This is a genomic window from Paenibacillus sp. VTT E-133280, from assembly GCF_002264385.1.
In the GTDB taxonomy this organism is placed as follows: Bacteria; Bacillota; Bacilli; order Paenibacillales; family Paenibacillaceae; genus Paenibacillus_AQ; species Paenibacillus_AQ nitricinens.
Genome location: NZ_NFUX01000039.1, coordinates 34,224 through 61,024 on the forward strand (window position 1 = coordinate 34,224; position 26,801 = coordinate 61,024).

Genomic DNA, 26,801 nt, shown 5'->3' on the forward strand with positions numbered 1-26,801 from the left:
AATCCTAAGCTATACCTTAATCGAAAGGAATGGTGATAAGTATGAGGAAAAATTGTAATCGCTTACTTAAAATATTATTCTGCTGCATTCTGATAACCTCAATCATAACGCCTAGTACCAGTTCTCCCGTTATGGCCAAGGTTCTCCCGGGTTTAGCGGATGTGTCCAGAGAAGTGGCCGCTGAAGGAATTGTGCTGCTGCAAAATCCGGCGTATAAACTAGCAGGATCACAAGTAAATGAGAATGAACAAGTGCTCCCTATCAAGAAGAGTGAAAATGTATCGGTATTTGGCCGCATACAAGCGCATTATTACAAGTCTGGCACAGGATCTGGCGGTGCGGTAAGGGTAGATTATGTGAATGGGATTCTGGAAGGTCTCCGGAACAATCCCAGTCTCAAGTTAAATGAAGATCTGGCGAAGGTATATGCTGACTGGATCAAAAAGAATCCTTTCAACAATGGCGGTGGTGGCTGGGCAGCAGAGCCGTGGTCCCAGGCGGAAATGCCCTTGACCGACGAAATAGTGGATGCAGCAAAAGCAAAAACGGATACAGCTGTGGTCATCATCGGTAGAACAGCCGGTGAAGATAAGGATAATACGGACGTCAAGGGTGCCTATAAACTGACAGACCTTGAAGTAGACATGCTTAACCGGGTCTATGCCAAATTCGACCGAGTGGCCATCGTATTGAACGTAGCTAACGTTATCGATATGTCATGGGCGAAAAACTATCCCAAAGCTGCTATTTTGTACACATGGCAAGGGGGGATGGAAGGCGGTAGCGCAGTAGCCGACGTGCTGACCGGAGACGTTACGCCAAGCGGTAAATTGAGCGATACGATTGCAGCTACACTTGCTGACTACCCTTCTACTGCACATTTTGGCAGCAAAACTGAGAATTCTTATAGTGAGGATATTTATGTAGGCTACCGCTATTTTGAGACCTTTGCTCCGGATAAGGTGCTCTATCCATTTGGGTACGGACTGTCCTATACCAATTTCAAGATCACGACTGATAATGTCAACGCTGGTGAGAATGAGGTTGCAGTGACTGTAACTGTTCAGAATACAGGTAAGGTGGAAGGCAAAGAAGTTGTACAGATTTATTACGGTGCACCACAGGGTAAACTTGGCAAGCCGGCCAAGGAGCTTGCTGCTTTTGCTAAGACCCGGCTGTTACAGCCAGGGGAATCACAGTCGATCACCATCACGTATGACACCAAAGATATGGCCTCCTATGATGATAGTGGAATTACAGGTCATGATTCATCTTATGTTCTAGAAGCTGGTGACTATAATATTTACGTAGGTAACAGTGTAAGTGACAGCGAAAAGCAAGGAGTATACAGCCTTAATGCTTTGAAGGTTGTAGAAACCTTGCAGGAAGCGCTCGCGCCAACTAAGGAATTTGATCGTATCAAACCAGGTCAACCGAATGAAAATGGTACTTTTACCACTGTCACTGAAAAGGTACCGACACGGACTACCGACTTGGATGAGAGAATCAAGCAAAATCTCCCTGCGTCCATTCCACAAACGGGAGACAAGGGTTATACCTTATTGGATGTATACAATCAGAAAGTGACTATGGATCAGTTCATTGCACAATTGTCCAACAACGATCTGGGGGCCATTATTTTAGGGGAAGGGATGTCCAGCCCCAAAGTTACTGCCGGTACCGCTGCGGCTTTTGGTGGTGTTACTAAAAATCTGCTGAAATTAGGGCTCCCTATCGATAGTGCTGCGGACGGCCCTTCAGGAATCCGGATGGAGACCAATGCAGAGAAGGCAACCAGTATCCCGAACGGGACGATGCTTGCCTGTACGTGGAACACCGAGCTGAATGAAAGATTATTTGATCTTCTTGGCAAAGAAATGCTGATTAACAATATCGATACGCTGCTAGGACCGGGAATCAATATCCACAGAAGTCCCCTGAACGGGAGAAACTTCGAGTATTTTTCGGAGGATCCGTTACTGACAGGCATCATGGCTGCTGCACAGACAAGAGGTCTTCAGAAGAACGGTACGGCGCCTACTATTAAGCATTTCGCTGCGAACAATCAGGAAACGGATAGACATCTTGTGAATGCACTTGTCTCTGAAAGAGCGCTTCGCGAGATTTATTTGAAAGGTTATGAAATGGCAGTGAAGAGTGGAAAGGCGCGTTCAGTGATGACGTCCTATGGTCCGGTAAACGGAACATGGGCTTCCAGTAACTATGATCTGAATACCACGATCCTCCGCGGAGAGTGGGGCTTTGACGGAATTGTCATGACAGACTGGTGGGCGAAGATGAGTGAGGATCAGGGCTTCTATGCCACTACCAATCGTTATGATGAAACCAACGGCAAAGCCATGGTCCGTGCCCAAAATGACCTTTACATGGTCATTCCGAACGATTATGCAGAAACGCATAAGAATCGGAATAACAGTACCTTTAATACAATGACATCGCTTGCTAACGGCAGTCTGACCCTGGGAGAATTGCAGCGTTCTGCCAAGAATATCACGAGCTTTTTGATGCAATCTCCAGCCTTTGCAAGAACGGCAAAGATTGATTACGTGGTCAATTATACGCCGGGAAGAGATTGGTTCCGGGTGAATACGGACAAATCAGGAGATCCACAGCTCTCTGATATTACGGTTGGCGGCAAAAAGATCAAAATATTTAATCCATTGAAACTCGACTATAAAGCCTTTGGTGAGCCGACTGAAACTAGCAGCTACCCGGAAGTCAAAGCTACGGCGATAGCTGGTGTAGACGTAAGTATACGACAAGCCGATAAAGATAGACCGGCTGCTGTAATTACTGCTTCGGCCGGAGGAGAGAAACGGATCTACAAGGTTATCTTCACGTCGGAGGAAGGCCTGGAACCGATTTTTGAGAATCCGACCTATGCTTATTTAAAGAATATCTCTATTGATGGTAAGCCGCTTGAGGGCTTTTCACAGACTAGGTTCAGTTATGATGTAGGTCTCAGTAATGGGGCTACTTTACCTGAAGTTACATTCGAAATGAATGATGGTGTAAAAGCAACGGCCAACGTAGACCTCATCAATAAAAGAGTGACGATCAAATGTATCAGCTCCGATCAGGCCAACTCCTATGTGATACAGTTTGGTACGACCCCACAAAGCGATGAGTTCGACACTGAGAATTTAAGCAACTTCTGGATGATTAATAAAGAGACGGCTACCAATACAGAAAATAACAAAAATTGGTCTTTGAGCACTGTTCCCGGATATTTGAGAATCATCGCTGAAAGAGGCGACTTCTGGAGTGATCATGCAGATTTGAAGAACTATTTCCAGCAGGAGGCCTTTGGAAACTGGGAAGCAACAGTGAAAATTAATATGAGCAAAGCGCCAAATCAAAATTATAACGGTGTCGGCATCACAGCTTCACAGGATAACAATAACTATATCTGGGTGAAGTATGAATACAGTAGCGGAAAGATCATCGGTATGACCAAAGAGACCGTAGGTACGGAGCCTGTTACGATTGGGCAACTGTCTGCCGCTCAGCTCACGAGTATTTTTGGTGAAAAGAAAGAGTTGTATTTACGCCTGAAAAAAATAGGCAACAGCTATTCCGGTTATGTCAGTGCTGATGGCAAAGAGTATATTTCACTTGGCAGTACAACTGCCAACTATGCCAATCCGAAGTTCGGGTTACTTGCGTCCAACGGAAGTCAGAATCTCACAGATCCATTTATTGCCGATTTTGATTATGTCAGAATCAACAGTGATGTAGCTTTGGCAGTCAAGAAGATTGGGAAAAATACTAAATTGAAGGTAGCTGAGACGGAATTTGCCTCCATTACTCCGATAATCACGCCAGTAAGCAGTAATGATGTAGACGGCGGATTATGCTACACCAATACAAGCAAGGGTGAAGCCATCTCCTATAAGGTAAATGTGGAGAAAGAAGGCATGTACAAAGTTACATCACGAATTCGCTCTAGCCAATCGGATGTCGCCCAAATGTCCTTTGGTATCTATGATGGCGACAAGCTACTGGGGACCTTCGACCTTACCACAACTAAAGGGGTATGGAAAACCTTCAGAATTCCTGATGTTCAGCTGTCGGCAGGCGAGCATACCCTTAGAATTGTATTTGAGAGTGCTGGCATTGACCTGAACTGGTTAACCTTCCAGTTGAAGCAGGACAATGTTGACACTTCAGCGTTAGGTGCGGAAATTGAGGCTGCTCAAAACATCGATATGAATGCATATACTGCTTATAAAAAGCTCAAATTTAACGCTGTATTGGAAGAGGTTAAGGCAGTACTTGCCGAGCCGGTCAATGACGAGGTTGTAGCAGAAGCCATAGCTTCCTTGAAAGCGGCTATAACAGATTTGAGCATATCATCTATGCCAATCCATATTGCTCCGATAGAAACGCTGAAAGTAGAGAACGGTATTAGAATCTATCCTTATAATGCACCATGGATTTATGCAACGAATACCCAGTTCAGATTCGAAAGTGGTACGGACGCCATGAGTTATGTCAATTCTAATGACCTTGTTTATTTCGGTCAGGTTGACTTGACTAATCTTGTGGAAGTAAGAGTGCAGTATGCCCGTGAAGGCGGATCGTCTCCATCTTTTAAATTCTATACAGAGGCTGACAATACGGGTAAACCAGTTAAAAGAGCTACTACACAAGGAAGAGCATACGCTGATGCCTACAGCGGCGGAGGTTCTTTTGAACTTGGTAATGAATTTGCAAGCATTAGTTTTGCTCAGAAAGCAGGCGCTGCTTGGGGAAATTATGGAATAGCAAGCAGCAAACAAACGCCTGGAAATTCTTACATTGATCATTATTTGACAGCGGAGACCTTCCTAGACAGAACCAAAGTGACTGGAAAACATAATGTGTATATGATTTTTAACGGACTAAATGCGAATTTACAATATGTTGAACTCATTTATGCTGATCCGATTGAAGTCACCTTCGATCAGAATTATCTGGACTCACCGGCTCCTGCCAAAGTAACCGCATTTAAAGGTGAAGCATTAAGCACCTTACCTCGGGTACCGGAACGTGAAGGCTACATTTTTACTGGCTGGTTTGATAATAAAGAAGGGACCGGTAATGCATTAACCGTAGAAACGGTAATGAACATAAGCGCGGTGTATTATGCCAAATGGACAGAAGATACCCATGCTAAAGAAATTATATCGATTGCTCAGCCGCAACTGCTGAGTGTGCTGTTCGGAACTGCTGCAGGAGAATTAAATCTACCAGCTACAGTGGAAGCTACATTGGGCAACAAAAGGGTAATTCACTTGCCTGTACAATGGGATAGTAAAGATTTCAACGGTGGAAAAGCGGGGAGTTATACGCTGGCAGGTAGCTTTGAGCTTCCTGAGGGTGTGTTGAATAGTACCCATCAAACTGTTTCTATTACAGTGGTTGTACTGCCAGAAGGCACTAAACCTATCCAGATTACTAAAGTTGAGAAGCTGGAGGGCAAAAATGTTGAATTTGGCACCGCTTTTGATAAGTTGGAATTGCCGTCTTCAGTTACAGTAACGCTTGATACGTATGAGCAGGAGGAACTTGTTGTTAAATGGAGCCCTGCTGGTTATAACGGCAATGTGGAAGGATCATACGTACTGAACGGTACTATGATATTAGAAGAAGGAATGATCAACCCTAATGATCTGAAAGCTTCCATCACCATTCAGGTAATGCCGGAAGTGATTCGTATCGCTGAGATTGTCACAGTGCAGGATTTGGAAAGTAAGAGCGTTCCATTTGGCACTCCATTTAATGGATTGAAGCTGCCATCATCGGTCATAGCTACCTTGAACAACGGTGAGACAAAGGCGATATCCATCGATTGGAATAGTGAAGGTTATAATGGCGATAAGCAAGGAGCTTATATCCTGAAAGGAGCGCTAGTACCTGTGGAAGGTATCAGCAATCCAAAGGACCTGAAGGTATCGATTACGATCGAAGTACTGCCGGAGGTCATTACGATACCGGAAATCACGGCAGTGCAAGCACTAGCAAGTAAAAGTGTTGCTTATGGTACCAGCTTTGACGTGCTGGAGCTTCCAGCTTCAGTATCAGTAACCCTGAATACCGGGATGACTAAGGTCGTTTCTGTTCAGTGGAACAAGGAAGGCTATAACGGTAATACGGAAGGAATGTACACCATCAAGGGGGATCTGATCTTGCCGGAGGGTATAACTAATCCACTTGGCCTGAAGGTACAGTTCTCTGTGATCGTTAAGCCTTACAGCGGTGGAGGTGATGGTCAACCAAGTACACCAACACCGGCTACCCCAGCGGTACCTTCAGTACCATCGATTCCTGGAGAAGTCGTAAAACCTGGAGAACAGCCTCAGCCTCCAACAACAGATGGAAAAACGAAGACACCGGAGCTAATCAGACAAGAGCTTAAGAATAAGTTTAAAGATGCTACTCTAATTCCTAGCTGGGCAGAATCTGCGATTGCAGCGCTGGTGGAGAGAAATATTATCAGCGGACGAACAGACGGAAGCTTTGATCCAAGTGGGAAGGTAAACCGTGCAGAGTTTGTTGCCTTGGTAGTAAAAAGCTTCAACTTCAGCATGGGCGAGAATCAAAAGCAGTTTACTGACGTTCTGAAAGATGCTTGGTATAAAAACTATGTTGAGATTGGGACTTCTAATCAACTGATCAATGGTATCGGTAATGGCATGTTTGCTCCTAACAGCAGCATTAGCCGTCAGGACCTGTGTGTAATTCTATTCAATGCACTGAAGAAACTGAATGTTGAATTGCCGCAAGTGACTAACCATGACTTCCCAGATGATGCTTCTATTGCGGGTTATGCTAAAGAAGCGGTGTATGCCTTCAAAGATCTTGCTATTGTAAATGGAGGCAGCAGTGGAGAAATGGATCCGACAGCTTCGGCCACAAGAGCTGAAGCAGCTGTGATCATTAACAATGTACTGGATTACTATGCTAGCGTAACAAGCTCTAAAGTGAAATAAACAAAACAAGGGTATCCCGGCGCCGATTTTCAATCGGTTAGGGATACCCTTATTTTGTTATATCGCAGCTTTACTAAAGCGGCCGATGCAGCGTCCCCAGCAATTCCCCCATCTTTACCTTCGTGTTGACCTCAAGCTTGGGTCTTGGGGTAAAAGTACCGCTCTCCATAAGCAGTACTACAGTGGAGCCGAACTCGAAATAGGCTAGATCATCGCCGATTTGCCACTCGGTAGCGTTAGCATCCGTATACCCGATGCTGCTGACGTTCATCGCGCCTACCTTTACTACTGCGGTTTCTCCGTAGTCTCCGGCGATATACGTAATAAGACGTTCATTGCGATTCAGTACGCCCTTCATATGTCGCATGCCGAAATCGTTGACAGGATAGGCTCGTCCACGAATATGATCACTCTCAACCTTATGTCCAGTAAGGGGAGAGTGAATCCGGTGATAATCCGTAGGACTTAGATAAAGGACGAAGAAAAAACCTCTCTTGTATAGTTCCAGATGCGGAGAATGATTAAGTAGATCCTCGATCTTATAATCCTGCCCTTTTACATTCATAATCGTACCAGAGGAAATGTCACCCATAGCAGTAATCATTGCATCTACGGGACTCACTAAAGCGTCAGCATCGGTTGCAATAGGCCGCATGCCAGGCTTCAGCCGGCGGCTGAAAAACTCATTAAGAGTGTGATATTCTCCAGGATTCTTCTCCGCTTGAGCGGAGGGGATTTGATAAGTCTTAATAAATACCGGGATTAGAAAACGGCTGAGTCTACTATGAGAAAAAGACCCCATTAACCGTGAAAGCCATCGGTGCGAGGATAGCTCGGTCATTAGCCGCAGCAATTGTTTTACCATGCCCATCTCCCTTCCATAATACAGCAGTACGGTCGTATGTGGCCGCCATCTGCTCTGCATTATATTGACATAGAATAGGAGACAAATCAATAACTGTTATATATGAGGCTGTTCTTTTCTAGTAAAAAACGTGCGTATCCCATAGGTCTTCGGTAACTCTCCTTCCAAATCTCCGTAAGGCCGGCTTTATGAAATCCATAGCGTTGATCGCGGCCATTGCACTCTATGAAGAAGATGCGACCATCCTTAGTAATGCCAATATCCAGTCCGATATCGGCCAGACCTGGAAGGTCTTGTTCGAGACAACGAGCTATAACAAGGCTAAGTGTTTCGACAGCCATACGGATATGGGCCGCTATTGCTCTAGAGAAGGCTTTTTCCAGCGCAAAGGAAGAGCTTAACGCTTCTCCTCCACGGGCTATATTAGAGACAAACCCCCCAGGGGGTGCAAGTTTAGCAAAGAGACCCGTGACCTGCCAATCGCCTCCCCAGCCACGTTGAACGGTGACACGTAAATCAAAGGGACGTCCTCCAATCTCAGCAAGGGGAATACGCTCCTGCACGAGATAAGGGACAGAGGCAAGGCGTGCTCGTAGCATTTTTGGCAGTGCCCCCTGATATACGGGAGTGCTTATCCAGCGACGCATTGAGGGTGATAGATAATTTAAGCTCCAGCGCTGAGACCCTTTACGAACCAGTCGCATGACACCATTCCCAATGCTTCCACGGCAAGGTTTAAGAATAAGATCGGGGTAACGATTCATCATTTGTTTGAGTCCAGATCCTCCAGTTGTTGCTGGTAAAACCTCGCGCAGCTCTTCATGCTGCTCAAGCAGTTCATGGATCTCATTCTTGCCGTATCGATTGCAAGTATTGTACACCAAAGGATGGTGCCGCAGCAGACGTTGCATTCCTGGGCTATTCTGACTGTATATGGCCCGGTTATGGATGACAGTGGGCGTAGGGACTACTACGCTTTTATATCCATGAGATCCCTTTATATAGGCGGCACTGAAGCCTGAGTCTGTATCGATGTCCGCGAGCTTCAGGAAGCAGGGGACCAAGCCGTATGCAGCGGCCGCCTCTTCATAGTTGGATAGAGACTCCTGTCCTGTTTTTAGCCGGGGAACGCCCCGGTGCATATCGGCATTTAGTAGTATTCCAACGAGCTTATGCCCCATGTTTGTTCCTCCTGTTTCTTCGGTCACGTGATTCCCGCTTTTACTACTCTTGTCATTGTATGTTTGTACCCGCGTGTCAGGGTGGACGAATGCGCGGCGGCAGAAGCCTTTTTTTAATATAAGAAAATATAATTTTCATCAGAATCTTATTATGGGCTTATCGCAAAAGGGTGTCATCAGCCCATACCGCTGCATATGATGCCTAGGAGAAACAACAGATGGAAGGAGGAGACTGCTTGTGAGGGGTTCCAAAAAAAAGCAGCCGCGCAGTCCACAAAAACGACTCTACTATGTAGATAATCCCAATATAAAGGAACTGAACATGCTGGAAGGCAAAAGCAGTTCTAAGGATTCGGGGAGCAGCAATGACGGAGTCAGTAAAGCAGAGCTCGCTGATGTTCAGGTAAGTGGAGGGGCAATAGCTGAATTCATTCAAGAGGAATCAATTTCCGTACCAGTTCTGCAACCAGAGCCTGAGCCTATAGTGGAAGAGCAGCTTCAGAAACAGGCGGATAATCTTCCTGAGACGATTTGGTTCGCTCCTGAAAAAGAGCGGTTCCAGCCCGTTTATACAGATGATCTATCGGATGCAGCAGTGACTGGGGCGAAAATCGCTCCACGCACTATTGATGGTTCAAAGCTGAAGTTTGGCATTATCGGTACACCATGGCTGCAAGATTACGCTGTGCAAAGTATCAATATCGCGGACAAGGCAGTTACTTCTTCGAAAATTGCGCCTGAATCCATTGTGGGTGAGCATTTAGCTGAAGGAAGCGTAAGTGGCGGTAAACTGCTGGATCATTCCATCAGTGGAGAGAAGCTGAAGAACGGCAGTATTAGTCCAGAGAAGCTGGCTGATCGGATTATCGGCGGCGGTCAAATTGCAGATAAATCCATTGAGAGCCGTCATTTAAGCGATCTGATTATTACGGCGGATCTACTGGAAGATGGCGCGGTTACTGGTGAAAAAATAGGAAGTAGCAGTATCACAGGCCGCCATGTGGCAAACGGGAGTGTTGACCGTTCTAAGCTGGCTGATGCAGCGGTATCTGGCGATAAAATAGCTGATGGCGAAATCAGCAGCTCCAAGCTGGCTGATGCTGTTATTGAGGGCCGCCATCTTAGCGATGCATTGATAACCGCCAGACATTTAGCTCCCGGAGCGATCGGACCAGAGCAGCTTGCCAACAAGCTTATTGGCAAGGAACAGCTCCAGTCGGGTGTTATCGAAGGTGCGCATGTAGCGGATGGTGCAATTGGTTCCAAGCAGCTAGGTACAGAAGTGGTGAGAAGCATCCACTTAAGTGCAGAAAGTGTACACGGCTCCCATATCGGGGATGGAGAAATATCGAGTCGCCATTTGGCTGACCGAAGCATTTCTTTCTTGAAACTGTCGGAGGGTGCGGTAGGTACTGCACAGCTGATTGAGCAAGCGGTCACCGCATCGAAGATTGCTGATCAAAGCATACTCGCACATAAGCTAGCAGATGAAGCTGTAACCACCAGACATATTGCCAAATCCGCTATACGCGGACCGCAAATTGCTATGCAAGCTGTTTCCTCTAATCATCTGGAACGTGAGGCTGTGAATCACTCCCATATAGCTTCGGAGGCGATAGGCTCGGAGCAGCTTATGGATGAAGCTATTCATACGGATCATTTATCCTCCGGTGCTGTTACTGGAGAGAAGCTAGCTTCAGAGTCTGTGGGTGCGGAGCATCTTCGTCCACAGAGCGTTACTTCTGCCAAGTTAGCGGATGGAGGAGTGAGCTCGGCTAAACTGGCAGCAGGATCGGTCATCGGCAGCACGATTGCTCGTGAAGTGGTGAGTGGGGAGCATATTGCTTTTTGTGCAGTGGAGGAGAAACATCTAGCAGATGCCAGCGTGAGCGGTCGTGCCTTGCAGGATGCTGTGGTGGATAAAGATCATCTTGCCACTGGAGCTGTGGAACGCAGACATCTCGGCGAAAATAGTGTGACTGCTGCTGCGATTCAGTCCGGTTCGGTTTCAGGAGATAAGCTGGCTTCTGCTGCGGTAAGAGAGGTTCATTTGGCAGCTGGAGCAGTGCAGCCACATCATCTGGCAGATCATGTGGTAACGTCGTTAAAGCTGTCTCCCGAAAGTGTATCGACGGATAAGATTAGTGATTTATCGGTCACATCGGCTAAGCTTGCCGATGGAAGTGTGGATTCCAGTAAATTAGCAGTCGCGGCAGTGCAGGCAGAGCATTTATCTGTGAATGCAGTTCATTCAAAATCCATCAGTGATAGTGCGGTTCAGAGCAGACATATGAATCCGGGAAGCATCGGCGGAGCACATATCCGGCCGTTGTCCATCGGAAATGGTCATATCATTCCTAATTCCATCTCTTCGATTCAAATGCAGGAGGGCAGCATTAGTGGCTCCAAGCTGGCCAAAGGGGCTGTGGATTCCCAGCATCTTTCACCGGGGAGTGTAGACGGCAGCCATCTATGCATGGATACGATTGAAGGACGTCATATCGGGCATGGTGAGATCAGGCTGGCTCATCTAGCCGAAGATGCACGCAGCTCTGACTTGTTGCCAGAGGGCAGTATTACCGGGGAGAAGCTGGCAGAAGAATCCGTAGATTCTATTCATCTTGTACGAGGAAGTGTAGACGGAAGTCATCTGAGTCAGGGTGCAGTAGAAGGTCGTCACATCCAGCATGGTGAGATCACACTGGCTCATTTGGCAGAAGAAACTTTTAGCTCTGAGCTACTGCCTGACGGTAGTATTACCGGCAAGAAGCTCGCTGAGGAATCCGTAGGTTCTATTCATCTCGTGGCTGGAAGCGTAAAGGGCAGTCATCTGAGCTCGGATATAGTGAAAGGACGTCATATTGGGCACAGTGAAATCACCTTAGCTCATCTAGCCAAAGATGCACGTAGTGCAGACTTGCTCCCAGATGGCAGTATTACTAGAGAAAAGCTGGCGGACGAATCTGTGAATTCAAGTCATTTAATACCTGGAAGTGTGAATGGCAGTCATCTGGGTCCAGATACAATAGAAGGACGTCATATCGGGTACAGTGAGATTACGCTGGCTCATCTAGCCAAAGATGCGCGTAGCGCAGACTTGCTTCCAGACGGTAGCATTACCAGAGAAAAGCTGGCGGACGAATCTGTGAATTCAAATCACCTAATACCTGGAAGTGTGGATGGCAGTCATCTGAGTCCGGACGCAGTGGAAGGCCGTCATATCCGAAATGGTGAAATCACCTTAGCTCATTTGGCAAAAGAAACACGCAGCTCTGAATTATTACCAGACGGCAGTATCACCAGTGAGAAGCTGGCCGTAGAATCCGTAGATTCAAATCATCTAGTACCAAGAAGTGTAGATGGCAGTCATTTGAGTCCGGGTGCAGTAGAAGGCCGCCATATCCGAATTGGTGAGATTACGCTGGCTCATTTGGCAGAAGAAACGCGCAGCTCTGAATTTCTGCCGGACGGTAGCATTACCGGTGAGAAGCTGGCAGAAGGATCGGTAAGTTCTATTCATCTAGCACCAGAAAGTGTAGGGAGTAGTCATCTGAGTCCAGATTCAGTGGAAGGCCGCCATATCGGTTACGCTGAAATCACCTTAGCTCATTTGGCAGCAGAAACTCGAAGCGCGGACTTGTTACCAGAAGGCAGTATTACCGGTGAAAAGCTGGCTGAAGAATCTGTAGATTCTATTCATCTGGCACCAGAAAGTGTAGAGAGTAGTCATCTAAGTCCGGGAGCAGTAGAAGGTCATCATATTGGAAATGGTGAAATCACACTAGCTCATCTGTCGGATGAGATTCGTGTTTCAGATCTGTTGCCAGATGGTAGCCTTACTGGTGAGAAGCTGGCAATTCATTCTGTAGATTCTATTCATCTGGTGCCTGGAAGTGTAGGAAGTGGCCAACTGAGTCCGGGAGCAGTAGAAGGTCATCATATTGGAAACGGTGAAATCACTCTAGCTCATCTAGCGTTAGAGACACGTAGCTCCGAGCTGCTGCCAGACGGCAGCATTACCGGGAAGAAGCTGGAGGGCGGAACGATCAATGCCTTTCATTTGGCTCCAGGCAGTGTGTATGGCGGGCATTTGGCGGGCGATACGATTGATAGCCGCCATATCCGCTCAGGAAGCATTACCCTGAATCATCTGGCAGAAGAAGTATGTAGTGCGGATCTGTTACCGGATGGCAGTATTACAGGAGAGAAACTGGAAGGTGGATCTATCCATTCTTTCCATCTTGCCCCAGGTAGTGTCTATGGTGGTCATTTGGTTGGGGATTCGGTGGATAGTCGTCACATTCGATCTGACAGCATCACCCTGAAACATCTGACAGAAGAGGTGCGTAGCGCCGATCTGTTGCCGGAAGGTAGTATTACTGAAGAGAAACTGGCCGAAGGTTCTGTGAATTCTTTACATTTACAACCGTGGAGTGTGTACGGAGAGCATCTTGCTGACCAGATTGTGGCAGATCGACATTTGCAGCCGGGTATCATCAAATTAGAGCATCTTGCGGATGAAACACGCAGTGCAGCGCTGCTTCCTGATGCGAGCATCAACGGAGCTAAGCTGATGGCAGCCAGCATTGATTCCACTCATCTGGCTGATGGTGCGGTAGGGTCGGCAGAGCTTCAGGATGAAGCGGTTGTGGCTTCCAAAATCTCTTCTTTTGCCATTCAAGCTCGTCATTTGGAGGAAGAAAGCGTTCAGGATTATCATATTGCTCCCGGTGCAGTAAATGGTGCCCATTTGGCAGTGAATTCTGTAAATGCTGAACATCTATCCTTCAGCCCGATTCAGACTGCAGGGAAGCGGGAGGCGCTTCAGCAGTTTGGGATGACAGCCTTTATGTTCAATGGGGATGCGGAGACAGTGGAGGTGACCGTATCGTTCGATGAGAACTTTGGTCATACGGGTTATGTGCTTGTCGCTATGACCAATCAACCTTACTTCTATGCTTCTTTAAAGAGCAGAGCCAATGGAGATGCAGTTATTCAAGTGGTGCGCTTGCGCGAAACTCCGCATTTCTACGGGGTCATCTCTTGGATTGCTATCGGCGCTCCGTTAGCCAAACCGGCAGTGGATGATCGTGTGTTTGATTGAAATTCAAATAGCCTCTCTTAAAAAACAGAGCAGCAATTCTCCTTATTGGAGATCGCTGCTCTGTTTTTAGGTCGTTAGCTACATGTACGGCCAATTCCTAGTACCCGCTACGCGGCGTTTAGAGTTAATTGTGTCCGATAGCATATTTTGTATAAGCAAATGTGTCTCAGCTGAAGTTTGGCGGTGAGTACATTTGTCCTGTTTTCCACACGACAGGAGACAAAGGCCGTTACTCTGTTCGGCAAAGTACATAAACTGTGATGTAACCCTCAGCCTGACGAATAGGCTCTGTAAGGAAGGTGGATGAGCATGAAGCCCAAACGTACTTCTGCCCGCCGCACGGGACGGCGGGTCTCTCGGATCAAGCGGCGGACTTCTCGCCCAGTGCGGCAAGTCGCTGCAGTCCCTACTGTTAACCATCCAAATCCCTATGTTTCGGTTATTATTCCGGCCATGAATGAAGCGAAGACCATCGCGGGAGCGATAGCCGGAGCTAGAGGAGTCCATCCGCGCTGCGAGGTTATTGTAGTCGTCAACGGATCAGCCGATCAAACGGCAGAAATTGCCCTTTCGCTTGGTGCGCATGTTATTTCCTATGAGTTACCGCTTGGACACGACGCTGGCCGCAGTGTCGGAGCAGAGGCAGCTAAGGGAGAGGTTCTCTTGTTTACAGATGGGGATTTAGTGATTCCTGCCTCGGGGCTACGTCCTTTCGTCACGGCTGTTAGCGGTGGCGCAGACATAGCGCTTAATGATTATTCCGGACCGGTACGGAGCCTTTCGCCCCATCCGGTGGTGCTATCCAAACATGCACTTAATATTTTGCTTGGCCGTCCGGATCTAAAAGGATGTTCGATGACGGCGGTTCCGCATGCAATCAGCCGAAGAGCGCTTGAAATCTTAGGGAGTCAGTTATTATCTCGTCCCCCTCTGGCACATGCTCAGGCAGTTCTGAGTGGTTTACGTGTGGTGGCTGCTCACAAAGTACATGTAGGCAAACTGAATGCGGTCAGACGTAAGGAGGATGGCACAGATCCTTTGCAGCAGTTGATTACAGCAGACCATATGGAGGCTGTATCCCTCTTGCTTGAACACCGGGGAAACAGGGCGGGGTTTAGCGACGGAACCCGGCGCAGAGAGATGGTGAGATGATGGTTGCTCTGTTACAAGTATCTGGTAGCTCTGCCGTTCGACGAGGAACAGCAACTCGTACGGTAAAGAAACGTTCAGCATCTAGTCAGGCCAAAACAAAACTGGCACCCCGCCAAAGGGGAGCGAATCGTTCGGTAAAAAGAGGCACCCCTACCGCTCGGCCACCGATTCTGTCCCGGCAATCAAAGGTAGGTCGCGAGGTATTGAATTTACCGTGCTTACGTGGGACCTTGTCAGTTATTATCTCCGCGCGTAACGAGGAGCAGACCTTGGGACATCTGCTGCAACAGGTAACGCGGCTGGGACCTACTGAAATTATCGTCGTGCTTAACGGTTGCAGCGATAGCAGCTTTCCCATTTCCAGACAACATCGTCAAGCTATAGTTGTGCATTGCCCGGAGTCCGTTGGACATGATGTAGGGCGGGCTATTGGTGCGAAGCTGAGTCGAGGAGATATTCTACTCTTCCTGGACGGAGATATGGTTATCCCTGCAGCTCAGCTCGGATTATTCACAGCTGCTGTAGATGGTGGAATTGACGTGGCTCTTAATGATTTGGATCCACTGATGCCTTCTTTTGGATTATGCGATGATGTTACTCGCAGCAAGCTGTTTCTGAATTATGCTCTTGGACGGTACGATCTCGGAGTTAGCTCTATGACGGCTGTCCCGCACGCGCTTTCCCGGAGAGCATTTGAGACCATAGGCTACCGTGAATTAATAGTTCCTCCTAAAGCCCAAGCTCGTTCTGTATTAGAGAAGCTAAGGGTGGAGAAAGTTGGAACGGTGAATGTGATTAAGCATAACCGGCTGCGTCAAGCGAATATAGGTGCTGGAAATGCTGTGGAGAAACTGATCATAGGGGATCACGCAGAGGCTCTCCTTGAGGTGCTTTCCCGTCAAGATGATGGGGGCCTACTTAATAGCGAAACGCAGCGCGAATACCGCAGACAAGTAGCTGCTTGGAGGAACCGGATATGACGATGACTAGTATTATTATTCCGACCTACAACGCGTTGCCTCTGCTGCGGTCCTGTGTGGAATCGATACGTGCTTATACTCCACTGCCTTACGAGATCATCGTTGTAGATAATGCTTCATCAGATGGAACGGATGCCTATTGCCGTGCGAATCGAATAACGTTTATTTCATTGCCTGAGAATCGAGGTTTTCCATCCGCCTGCAATTTAGGTCTACTTCTAGCATCAGGGGATGAATTGTTACTGCTGAATAATGATGTGGTAGTTTCTCATGGATGGTTAACTAATCTGAAGAGATCGCTATATAGTGCTCCTGAAGTTGGTATTGTTGGGCCAGTGACAAACTATGCGAGTGGACGTCAACAGGTGAAGACTGATTATGAAAGTCTGTTAGATTTTCATAAGGCTGCAGAGATAACTAACCGTTCCAATCCTCAAAAATGGTTGGAGACTAAACGTTTGGTAGGATTATGTTTTTTATTCAAAAGAGAGCTACTTACTTCCGTAGGTCTGCTGGATGAGAGATATTCACCTGGACATTACGAGGATGATGACTTTTGCTATCGCGCCAGGCTAAAGGGGTACCGACTGCTTATCGCAGGAGATTGTCTGGTACACCATGAAGGAAGTGCGAGCTTCAAGCAGGTATACCACACCGGGCTACAGGAGCTGGTGGAACGAAATCGTAAGCTCTTTATGAACAAATGGAATGTGGATCCAACGAGTTTCATATAAAGTGCAGATCCGAAGGCAAAGGACTTAGATAAAGAGGAGGAAAGTAAGTGAAGGGAGTCATACTGGCGGGCGGAACAGGATCCAGACTGTGGCCGCTGACCCGGCTTATGAACAAACATTTGCTTCCGGTCGGCAAATATCCTATGGTCTGTTACGGCATAGATCGGCTTCGCCGGGGAGGGATTACCGACATTCTTCTGGTCATCAGCAAGCAATCTGCGGGTCTGTATACGGATTTTTTAGGCAGCGGTGCAGCATTTGGTGTATCTCTGACTTATAAGATTCAGGAAGCTGCTGGAGGCATTGCAGAGGCTCTCGATTTAGCAGAAGGATTCATTTTCCCTGGGGAACGGTTTGTCGTATTGCTTGGTGATAATCTATTTATGGATGATCTGACGCCTTACGTGGAGAGCTATCTCCGGCAGCCTGAAGGTACAGCCAAGGTATTGCTGAAGCCGGTGGACGACGCACGTAGATACGGTGTTCCCGTGTTCGATAGTCAAGATGCTGCATGGATCGCTTATATCGAAGAAAAACCCGAGCATCCCAAGAACAAATTTTGCGTAACAGGTATTTATATGTACGATGAAGCAGTGTTTGACATCATCCGTCAAGTATCCCCTTCCAAGAGGGGGGAACTGGAGATTACCGATGTAAATAATATATATGCTGCTAACCGCAGGCTCAGCTATGATGTTCTCAAGGATTGGTGGAGCGATGCGGGGACGTTCCAGTCTCTGCGGGAGGCGGGAGAGAAGCTGAAGGATGCACTGCCATAAGTGGCAGCGGTAACGTGGAGTGGCCGGCCTTGGGTCGGGCACTCTTTTTTTTATAAAATATAAGAAAGTGTATCTTTCACCATACGAAGCACCCGATCTCATGCTTGCGTAGAGATATTATCTTCATCAACCCGGTTCTGTTTGCGGTATTTGAGCGGTGAGGTTCCGGTCATGGTTTTAAATACTCTTCCAAAATGGGTAAGGTTACCAAATCCTGCACGCTCAGCGATTTCCGAAACGGTTAATTTGGAGTCCTGCAGCAGAGAGCGGGCTTCTTTCAGGCGGGTATTATTTACATATTCGCTGAAAGTAAAACCGGTTGTATCCTTGAACGTTCGGCTTAAATGGGAGGTGCTTATGGAGAACCTGTCCGATATGTATTCCAGAGACAGAGGCTCAGCGAAGTTACCGTTGATGAAATGGATGATTTGGGAAATTTTCTTATGGGTCCGGTTCGTTACTACAAAATGCTCGTTTTGATCCGGAAGCTTTTTTCGTTGGATGAAGATCAGCAGCTCCATCAACAGGATTTTCCGATAGTAGTCGAAGCCTGGAGGTCTCTTGGTGTCTTCATGAATCAATTTGCTGAAAAGATTCTCGACAAAGTTCTGGTCGTAGCCGCTTAACTTGATCGCATTTGATCTGGAGTGAAAGCAGGAGAAGAGGTCGAATGGAAGAGGGCTGTCCGCAAAAAAGTCGCGAAGGAACTCTCTTTTAAACAATAAAGTAACTCTTTCGTACATCATACCGTTTACATTAATCAGTCTGTGCAGGTCATTAGCGTTAATGAACAATAGAACCCCGCTGACGATTTGAAAGGTTCGGTCTTCTATAAAATAGTACAGTTCTCCAGACACTAAGTAGAGAATTTCATAAGCATCGTGATAATGATTTGAAGGCATACTTGAAACATTTTTTTTCTCTCGGCTAATGTGAAAGGGATCAGACTTGTAGAAGTTGATTTCCAGGGGTGTCATCTCCAATCCGGCGGGAATGATCCTCGCACTCGTAGAAACATGATCCAAATCTGAATCAATCGTATCACGTTCATTGACCTGTTGAACAGGCTAGAAATTAAATAGCGGTAAAAGTAGAAAATCATTAACAATAACAAAATATGCAGAGATTGAATAGAAATGAATGCGCTATATTTACATATAAATTGTATTTAAGGAGGGGAAAAGAAAATCAGGGTCCGCTGCAAGTGAAAGTTAAAGCGCTTAAACTATTATTTGCGAAAAGAGGGAACGAGAGTGCAAAAGAAGGGTCATTTGAAAAGAAGGCTGCACCAATCCATTTCTTTGTTGCTCGTGCTTTTACTGCTGCCATACCAGATTGCAAATGCTGCACCTGCACCAGATGCTGTCGGTTCAGATTCAATACCCGGTGTAAAGACGATTGCCGAATGGGTGTTTGATGAGGCCGCTGAAAATGTGGGGGTAATCTCGGCTACATACGGCATCTATGAGACAGCGTCTACTTTTCGCAATGTAGGCGGTGTGTTCGAGGATGTGGATGTAAGCAAGAAAGCGATCAGCTATCAGGGCTGGGACAATGGAAACGGGAAAAAGTATTGGCTTGCTGCCGTGTCTACAACCGGATTTGAGAATATTACCTTATCCTCTGAGCAAAATTCATCCGGGTCAGGTCCGCGTGATTTTAAAGTGCAGACAAGTGTAGACCGACAAACGTGGGAGGATGTGCCGAATACGAATCTTAAAATGGCTGTCTCCAGTTTTGATTGCCCGGGCGATATCTGCAGACTGGTGAATACTCCCCTTCCGAACAGCAATGATCGGGAAATATTATATATTCGCTGGATCGTCAGCTCCGATAGCAACACTAGAGGGAATGATGAGGGCATAGGGGGTTCAGGTTCCAGTAGAATCCGAAATATCAAGGTGTCCGGCGAGCCGATCCCGGGGAAAGAACCTGTCATTCCTACTGTAGATCTTGTCCAGCAACCTGCAGACGGTTCTGGAAATGTGTCTCCCGAAGCTCCCGTTGAAATCAAATTCAACAAGGCCATTGCCCTTGATCCGGGCTATGCAGTCCGATTTGCCGATGAGAACGATCAACCGGTTGATGGGGTTACACTTGAAGTCTTAAACAGAGATACTTTGCGGATAAACCATCCTCCGTTGACTTATGGGAAGTCTTACACGGTAACTGTACCCAAGGAGCTTATCAAGGGGGCAGATCTTGTGCCGCTGGTTCGGGAAGTTTCCTGGAATTTTGGCGTTCAGGATTCGCCTCTTGCTCCAAAATCCATTAATATGACGTTTAACGGAGATCCAAAGACGAGCATTGCCTTGGCCTGGTACACGGATGCAATGACGGATACCGTGGTACAGGTTATAGAAGCCTCAAAGGTTATGGGGAACATTTTCCCGGAGAACGGGGCTTTGACTTATCAGGGAGAGGCCGATGAAATTGAGACCTTTATGAGTAAAAGCGATAGAAGCACGAACCATAAAACGAAATTTATTAGTCATAAAGTCATTGCAGACCAGCTTCAACCGGGAACAGCTTACAAGTTTCGGGCAGGTAACGGAAAATCAGGTGATTGGAGCTCTATCGGTTCGTTCACTACGGATGCTGCCGGCCACCAGCCTTTCCGTTTTATCGCCGGTTCCGATTCACAGGCTTCCAGCAAGTCTGACTTTGAGCCTTGGGGTGATACCTTCCGGAAAGCAGTTGATTATATAGGCGACCCTAAATTCCTGATCAGCGCCGGAGATCTGGTGGATAACGGTGATTTGGAGGAGCAGTGGCAATGGATGCTCGGGGCAGCCCAGAATCAATTGCTGCAAGTGCCATATGTGCCTGTACTTGGCGGTCATGAGGTCATGGATTATGACGGAGATGAGACGACACCGAATAACAACTTCTACAACCATTTCAACTTGCCGAAACAGGTTGTTGCGGATACCCAAGAAGGCTCTGTGTATTCTTTTGAATACGGTGATGCACTCTATCTTGTCTTCAATTCGCAGTACTCGGGGGCACTTGCAGAGAATGGGAAAGATGTGGAATGGGCGGATGACCAATTCTGGGACCAAGTGGCCTGGATGAAGAGTACGGTCGCCCGCAGCGACAAGAAGTGGAAGTTTGTTACTTTTCACAAAAGCCCCTATGCAGCAGGCGACAACTCTGCACAATGGGAAGACGATCGCGTCCAGTTTTACAAGAAATACCTGATTCCCGCCTTTGACGAGATGGGCATTGATATGGTGTTCGAGGCCCATGATCATATGTATATGAGATCCTTCCAAATGTACAATGATGAAGTTATTCCCAAGGAGAAGCTGACATTTGATAGAGAGGGCAATGCGCTCAACCCCAAAGGTACGGTCTATCTCATGTCCAATGCATTCGGAAATAAATTCTATTATAAGAACAATCAATATGAACTGGATGAGAATGGAGAACCCCGCGAGATTCGGGACGAAAACGGGAATCCGGTTCCTTATGATGATTACTTTGCAGCTATCGACGAACAGCCGGAGAAGAAGATGTTTACGGATGTTTCCATCACTGACCGGGTGCTTTCCTTTACAGCGTATACCGCAGCCGTAGCGGATGAGAGTCAGCCGGACACCGTTGGCGACGGACTAAAAGCATATGACAAGTATGGGATCAAGCGAACGGACACCAAGCCGGACCCGGCGGAAGCGGTGAAGGTGAAATTGAACGGCAGCAAGGCGGTTCTGACCTGGAGTGCACCTTCCGCAAGTACAGAACCAGTAAGAGGATTCCGGATTTATGAGAAGAATGACAAGGTGAAGACACACTGGAGTATATATGTGCCGGTAGCGGAAGGTCAAACGGAATACACCTACACGGTAGATGATATCAATCCTGCAAAAAAATATGAATTTATCGTCAAAACGGTCGGCACAAGAATTAATTCAGATCCGGTTGAAGTCAGAACAATCGAAGGTCCAAGCGAGTCGGAGCCGCCTTCAGCACCTTCTGATTTAAAAGGAGCTGCGGTTTCTCCTTACCAAATCAACCTGAAATGGACGGCTTCGGCCGGTAACATTCAGGCAGCAGGCTACAACGTATACCGCAACGGCAGCAAAGTCGGCACGACGAAGGAAATCTCCTACGGCGATACCGGGTTAACTCCGGATACGGCCTATAGTTATACTGTGAAGGCCTATAATGCAGAAGAGATGGAATCGCTGGCGAGTAATACCGTTCAAGTAACGACCAAACCTTCATCCACTGGAGCGGGTGTCCATAAGGCATTTCCGCAGCATACGTCTTATGTGGCCGGCTCCATTAAGCCGAATCACTTGACTCAGGCCCAACTGGACGCTACGGTGGGCAGATTATATACCGAGTGGAAAACGAAATATCTGAAACAAAATCCATATCAGTCAGACCAATATTACGTATGGTATAGCGATGGTGACTGGTTTGAGAATAACGAGATTACAGTTTCGGAAGCACATGGCTACGGAATGCTGATTACCGCTTTGCTCGCGGGTCATGATCCGGAGGCTAAGAAGTATTTTGACGGGATGTATCGCTATTTCAGAGCACATCCAAGTGAAATCAATCCCGATTTAATGGCATGGCAGCAAGCGGATACCGGCACCGAAATTATTGATATCAATGGTGTGGATTCGGCAACCGACGGCGATATGGATATTGCTTACGCTCTTCTGCTTGCCGACAGCCAATGGGGCAGCAGCGGGGAAATTAACTACTTGTCCCAGGCCAAAAAGGTAATCAACGCCATTATGAAAAGCGATGTCAACCATTCCGAGTGGACATTGAAATTGGCGGATTGGGTCAGTGACAATGATTCCACGTTCGGCAATGCTACACGTCCTTCCGATTTTATGCTGCAGCATCTGAAAGATTTTAAAAATGTATCCGGAGACCCCAATTGGGATCGTGTTACCGATAAGACGTACAACATCATTAATAGTCTGTATGAAAATTACAGTCCCAAAGCCGGTTTGTTGCCGGATTTTGTATTCAAGGATGATACGGATGGGCAATACAAACCGGTAAGCCAGAAGATATGGGATACCCCGGATGGATACTTCCTGGAATCGGAAAATGACGGGGATTACAACTACAACTCTTCCCGTATTCCCTGGCGCATCAGTACGGATTATCTCCTGACAGGTGATAATCGGGCTAAAGAGCAGCTCAGCACGCTGAACCGCTGGATTCGGGCCATGGCGGATAATGATCCGGCCAAGATCCTTGCGGGATATAAGCTGGACGGCACGGAAGCAATCAATGATTATGCAGACACATCCTTCTCCGCACCGATGATGGTCAGCGCCATGATTGATTCATCCAATCAGGAGTGGCTGAATAGATTATGGGATTATAATGCGGCTGTTTCCACCGAAGACGATTTATATTTTGGCAATAATTTGCGTCTGCTCAGCATGATTGTGGCATCCGGCAACTGGTGGACACCAACCATCGTTGATACTGAGGCTCCCATGGAACCAACAATAGAGAGAGCGGAAGCGGTATCCAGCTCTGCTATTGATTTAAAATGGACACCTTCCACGGATAATTTGGGAGTAACGGGATACAGGATTTACCGCAATGACGTTGAAATCAAGACACTGGAGGCAACAGAATACAGAGATAGCGGTTTATCTGCGGATACCCAGTACAAATACTATATTATAGCTGTTGATGCAGCAGGAAATACGTCCAAGATAAGCAATGTGAGAATCGTATCTACATTAAAGGCCAGCGGGGACGGTGGCTCGGGCAGCGGCGGAGGTGGTAACCCGACTCCAACGCCAACGCCGGCAGCTCCGAAGCCAAGTGAAGGTCCGTCGACAACACCGGCACCCACACCGGAACTGCAGCCCAAGAAACCTGTTTTCAGTGATATCGGCAGCCATTTGTGGGCCAAAGAGGCTATTGAAGCTCTGGCGGCTAAAGGAATCGTTCAGGGAACGTCGAGTACTTTCTTTGAACCGGGCGCCAAGATGAAAAGAGCGGACTTTATATTGCTTCTGGTCAGAGCGTTTGATTTAAAGGCTGGTTTTGAAGTGAGCTTCGCGGATGCCGATCAGGACGCATACTATTATGAAGCGCTGGGAATCGCCAAACAATTGGGCATTGCCAGCGGAGTCGGCGGCAACAGGTTCAATCCGGGAGCAGAGATTTCCCGGCAGGATATGATGGTATTTATCGTAAGAGCATTGCAGAAGTCAGGAAAATTAGCAGAAGCCGGTTCCATCTCCGACTTTGGCAAATTTGCGGATGCCTCTAAAGTGGCTGATTATGCCGTGAAGGCAGCAGCCGTACTGGTCAGGGAGGGCATTGTCCTTGGTGACGGGAAATTGCTCCATCCAACGGGAGCTGCAACCCGCGCCGAAACGGCGGTTCTTTTTTACAGAATCATTAATAAATATTATTAATCCAAAAGGCCGTCAGCCCGTTCCAATGGACCGGGCTGTTGGTCTTTTATTTTCCATATAGACGGCCTGTTTCAATCTTCTAAAGTATCCTGTGTCCGCCAATCCGCTTGTATAGAGCCCTAACTTGCCTTTATATCCTCGGCACCGTCCCGGCTTCTGCCGCATATGCTGTAGCAGGGCGTTTGAGCAAAGGAGACATGAAGGTGCAGAATAAAATAACCAAAGTCCTGCAGCACATGGCCCATACACACGAACAGATGGCGCGGATACTAGATGCTGAGCGCCACGTGGCTGTCCGTATGTCGCAAATTGTCCACGATCTGCCAGATGCAGATCCCGGTTTTGACGGTATCAGCGGGATGATCGAAAGCTCAACTCAAGTAAACAAGAATATTATTGCTTACTTGAACGCACTTGCAGATCTGGAAGAAGCGATGGCTGAAGGGGTAGGCAGAGTAATTAAGGAATTGAACGGTCAAGAAGAAGAGTAACGCTATAGGAGCAGGAGGCGGATGATGAGCAGAGAAAAGGCTTATCTGCAAATGCTGGAGTCGACCGCCACTATCCAGTGGAACATTGCAATGATTCTGGAAGCTAAGGCGGTTGAAGCTGAAAAGGTAAAACAGTGGGCACAACATCATATCCACGCTAGAGCTTTCGAATCTCATGAAGAGCAGCTAAAGGAATCTCTCTCCATTCACGAAGTTATCGTGGAGATGATCGAAGGGCTGACTAAATTGGAGAATGGACTCTACAGCAATTTAAAAGCAGTGCTGGGCAGTGGGGAAGATGATGGTGGCGGGGAAGGTTTTGGAGACATGTCAGGTGATGGGTTCAGTTTTGGAGAAGACAGCAAATGAGCGGGGACCGTCTCTCTGAACATGCCGTCAAGCTGGAGATGATCCGCTCCATTTCGCGCAGTCAGGCTGCTTTGGCGGCCATCTTGGAGAGCATCGCCGAATTGACGGGGCAATCTGAGCTGACGGCCCGCAAATTGAGCGACAATATCAGAATCTTAAGTGGGTATCAGAGCGCGATGTGCCGGATGATGTCCGGGATTTCACTACATCAACCGAAACGGGGAATTCCTGCTGCGCCATGGCTGAGCAAGGCATACGCCGTAGGAACCTCCAGAGATCATGGAGCACAGGAGGAATAGAAGCATGAAGAAAAAGAGCCTTAGAACATTTCGTTCAGGCAGAACCCGCAGACGCACACTTCTGCTCTCGCGGAAAACGAAAGTGCGTAGAGGTCTAGCCCGCAAACCCCGCAGAGGACTTTCTCGGAAAGTCGTTCGTTATGGAAAGACGAAGAAGGGTCTTTTGGTACGAAAGAAAAGAAGACTCCGCCGCAAGCTTGTTCGAAAGGTGAGGGTTATACAAGCACCAGTTCATGTAGTGCCGGTTATCGAGGCTCCACCTGCCCCGCAGGTCATTCCGCTCCCCCCGGATCTTGGCGTTTCGCCGGAAACGCCACCGGCAGACGCCTTTCAGCAGGGGTACACAGAAGCATACAACGTGGGATTCGACGCCGGTTTCGCCAAGGGCTTCGAGGACGGGCATAAGCTGGAGTTTAATTGAGTAGCGGCAGGTAAGTTAAGAGGAAGGGACCCGGAGATCTAATCTATGACGTGTTATTCTGATCTTTCGTGTCCCTCAGCTTAGAGGGATTGCATCCTCTCTGGAATCATCCTACTATCGGAATTTGTCTCCGAATATGATAGACTTCTAAAACGAGAATCTATTCAGAGGTTTTCAGATGTCGATAAGGAAGAGGGGATAGCAGGATGCAAGTAGGAAATGGGATCAGAAAAGCTAGACAGGATGAGATCGAAGAGATCATGGAATTGATCTCAAAATGTGTACAAGTTATGCAGGCCGCTGGAAGCGACCAGTGGGATGAAAGCTATCCGAATAAAGAGATTATCGAACTGGATATCGCACAGGGTACCTTATATGTATGTGAAGAAGATCAAGCTATCGCGGGTATTCTTGTACTGGATGAGAATGCTTCTGAGGAATATAAGAAGATCGAGTGGAAGCAAAATCAAGGGCCACATCTGATTATGCATCGTTTAGCAGTTCATCCACATATTCAGGGAAAAGGGATTGCGACTAGGCTAATTGCTTTCGCAGAGGATTACGCAGCGCGTAATGGTTACACAAGTATTCGGCTGGATACTTATGCGAAGAATACTAGAGCATTGGAAATCTATCCTCGCCTTGGTTATGACCATAGAGGTGAAGTGGGTTTTCCGAACCGTACGGCGAACTTTCCAGTATTCGAGAAGGTGCTGAGGGTTTGAGATGGTGAATTGATATAAAAGTGGTGTAAGGATACGAGATCACTCTACTGATCCTGCCACTGAAGTGTTAGCAGGAATGCAATCTAATGGATAACTAGGAAAATCAAATTATCTATGAACTGTTATTAATTTCATGCTGAATATGTAAGAGATCATTACTTTCCAGAATAAAGATTGCGTGAGTGACATGTAAGAGGCCTCTGAAATAGAGGTTTTTTTGTGTTTTAATTTGAAAAATAAGCAATATATGATATTTCTAACTGGATTAATATGTAATTAATTGTAAGGTTGTA

Annotated in this window: 15 protein-coding genes; 12 read left to right on the plus strand and 3 right to left on the minus strand. The window is 47.2% G+C overall.

Going from position 1 to position 26,801, the window contains the following annotated elements; genetic code table 11:
- The first annotated feature begins 131 nt into the window (after positions 1-131).
- Complete coding sequence (locus tag CA600_RS17330; RefSeq protein WP_094871681.1) at positions 132-6,995, plus strand: glycoside hydrolase family 3 N-terminal domain-containing protein; 6,864 nt, start codon at positions 132-134, stop codon at positions 6,993-6,995.
- Between the two features lie 73 nt (positions 6,996-7,068).
- Here CA600_RS17330 and asd read toward each other — a convergent pair whose 3' ends face one another.
- Both asd and CA600_RS17340 read right to left on the minus strand, forming a co-directional pair.
- Entirely contained in the window at positions 7,069-7,860 is a 792-nt protein-coding gene (gene asd / locus CA600_RS17335; RefSeq protein ID WP_094871683.1) for an archaetidylserine decarboxylase, read from the minus strand.
- 86 nt (positions 7,861-7,946) lie between these two features.
- Entirely contained in the window at positions 7,947-9,041 is a 1,095-nt protein-coding gene (locus tag CA600_RS17340) for a YheC/YheD family endospore coat-associated protein (protein ID WP_094871685.1), read from the minus strand.
- A 238-nt stretch (positions 9,042-9,279) separates the two neighbouring features.
- Here CA600_RS17340 and CA600_RS17345 point away from each other — a divergent pair, with 238 nt between their 5' ends.
- The 5 genes from CA600_RS17345 (at position 9,280) to CA600_RS17365 (ending at position 17,790) form a co-directional block, all read left to right on the plus strand.
- Complete coding sequence (locus CA600_RS17345) at positions 9,280-14,145, plus strand: WIAG-tail domain (RefSeq protein WP_094871687.1); 4,866 nt, start codon at positions 9,280-9,282, stop codon at positions 14,143-14,145.
- 309 nt (positions 14,146-14,454) lie between these two features.
- Positions 14,455-15,297 (plus strand): glycosyltransferase family 2 protein, encoded by an 843-nt coding sequence (locus CA600_RS17350; protein ID WP_306440404.1) that lies wholly within the window; start codon positions 14,455-14,457, stop codon positions 15,295-15,297.
- Positions 15,294-16,277 (plus strand): glycosyltransferase family 2 protein, encoded by a 984-nt coding sequence (locus CA600_RS17355; protein ID WP_094871690.1) that lies wholly within the window; start codon positions 15,294-15,296, stop codon positions 16,275-16,277. The genes CA600_RS17350 and CA600_RS17355 overlap by 4 nt, the downstream gene beginning before the upstream one ends.
- A complete protein-coding gene (locus CA600_RS17360; protein ID WP_094871692.1) occupies positions 16,274-17,011 on the plus strand; it encodes a glycosyltransferase family 2 protein in 738 nt (245 codons plus the stop codon). The genes CA600_RS17355 and CA600_RS17360 overlap by 4 nt, the downstream gene beginning before the upstream one ends.
- Before the next feature lie 47 nt (positions 17,012-17,058).
- Positions 17,059-17,790, plus strand: coding sequence for a sugar phosphate nucleotidyltransferase (locus CA600_RS17365; RefSeq protein ID WP_094871694.1), 732 nt, complete (start codon positions 17,059-17,061; stop codon positions 17,788-17,790).
- Between the two features lie 98 nt (positions 17,791-17,888).
- Here CA600_RS17365 and CA600_RS17370 read toward each other — a convergent pair whose 3' ends face one another.
- Positions 17,889-18,767, minus strand: coding sequence for an AraC family transcriptional regulator (locus CA600_RS17370; protein WP_094871714.1), 879 nt, complete (start codon positions 18,765-18,767; stop codon positions 17,889-17,891).
- Positions 18,768-19,043: 276 nt separating this feature from the next.
- Between CA600_RS17370 and CA600_RS17375 the strand changes: the two genes are divergently transcribed.
- The 6 genes from CA600_RS17375 to CA600_RS17400 all read left to right on the plus strand — a co-directional run bounded on the left by CA600_RS17375 (position 19,044) and on the right by CA600_RS17400 (position 26,508).
- The gene (locus CA600_RS17375; protein WP_094871696.1) at positions 19,044-24,203 is read left to right on the plus strand and encodes a glycosyl hydrolase family 8; all 5,160 of its coding nucleotides are present in this window, start codon (positions 19,044-19,046) and stop codon (positions 24,201-24,203) included.
- Between the two features lie 203 nt (positions 24,204-24,406).
- Positions 24,407-24,694 (plus strand): hypothetical protein, encoded by a 288-nt coding sequence (locus CA600_RS17380; protein ID WP_042191504.1) that lies wholly within the window; start codon positions 24,407-24,409, stop codon positions 24,692-24,694.
- A gap of 24 nt (positions 24,695-24,718) precedes the next feature.
- On the plus strand, positions 24,719-25,063 hold the full coding sequence (locus CA600_RS17385) for a restriction endonuclease subunit S (protein WP_094871697.1): 345 nt from the start codon (positions 24,719-24,721) through the stop codon (positions 25,061-25,063).
- Positions 25,060-25,362 (plus strand): hypothetical protein, encoded by a 303-nt coding sequence (locus CA600_RS17390; protein ID WP_042130853.1) that lies wholly within the window; start codon positions 25,060-25,062, stop codon positions 25,360-25,362. Before CA600_RS17385 ends, CA600_RS17390 begins: the two co-directional genes overlap by 4 nt.
- A 4-nt stretch (positions 25,363-25,366) precedes the next feature.
- Positions 25,367-25,783 carry a hypothetical protein gene (locus CA600_RS17395; RefSeq protein ID WP_094871699.1) on the plus strand — a complete coding sequence of 139 codons (417 nt, stop codon included), beginning with the start codon at positions 25,367-25,369 and terminating at the stop codon, positions 25,781-25,783.
- 206 nt (positions 25,784-25,989) lie between these two features.
- The gene (locus tag CA600_RS17400) at positions 25,990-26,508 is read left to right on the plus strand and encodes a GNAT family N-acetyltransferase (RefSeq protein WP_094871701.1); all 519 of its coding nucleotides are present in this window, start codon (positions 25,990-25,992) and stop codon (positions 26,506-26,508) included.
- The last annotated feature ends 293 nt before the right edge of the window (positions 26,509-26,801 follow it).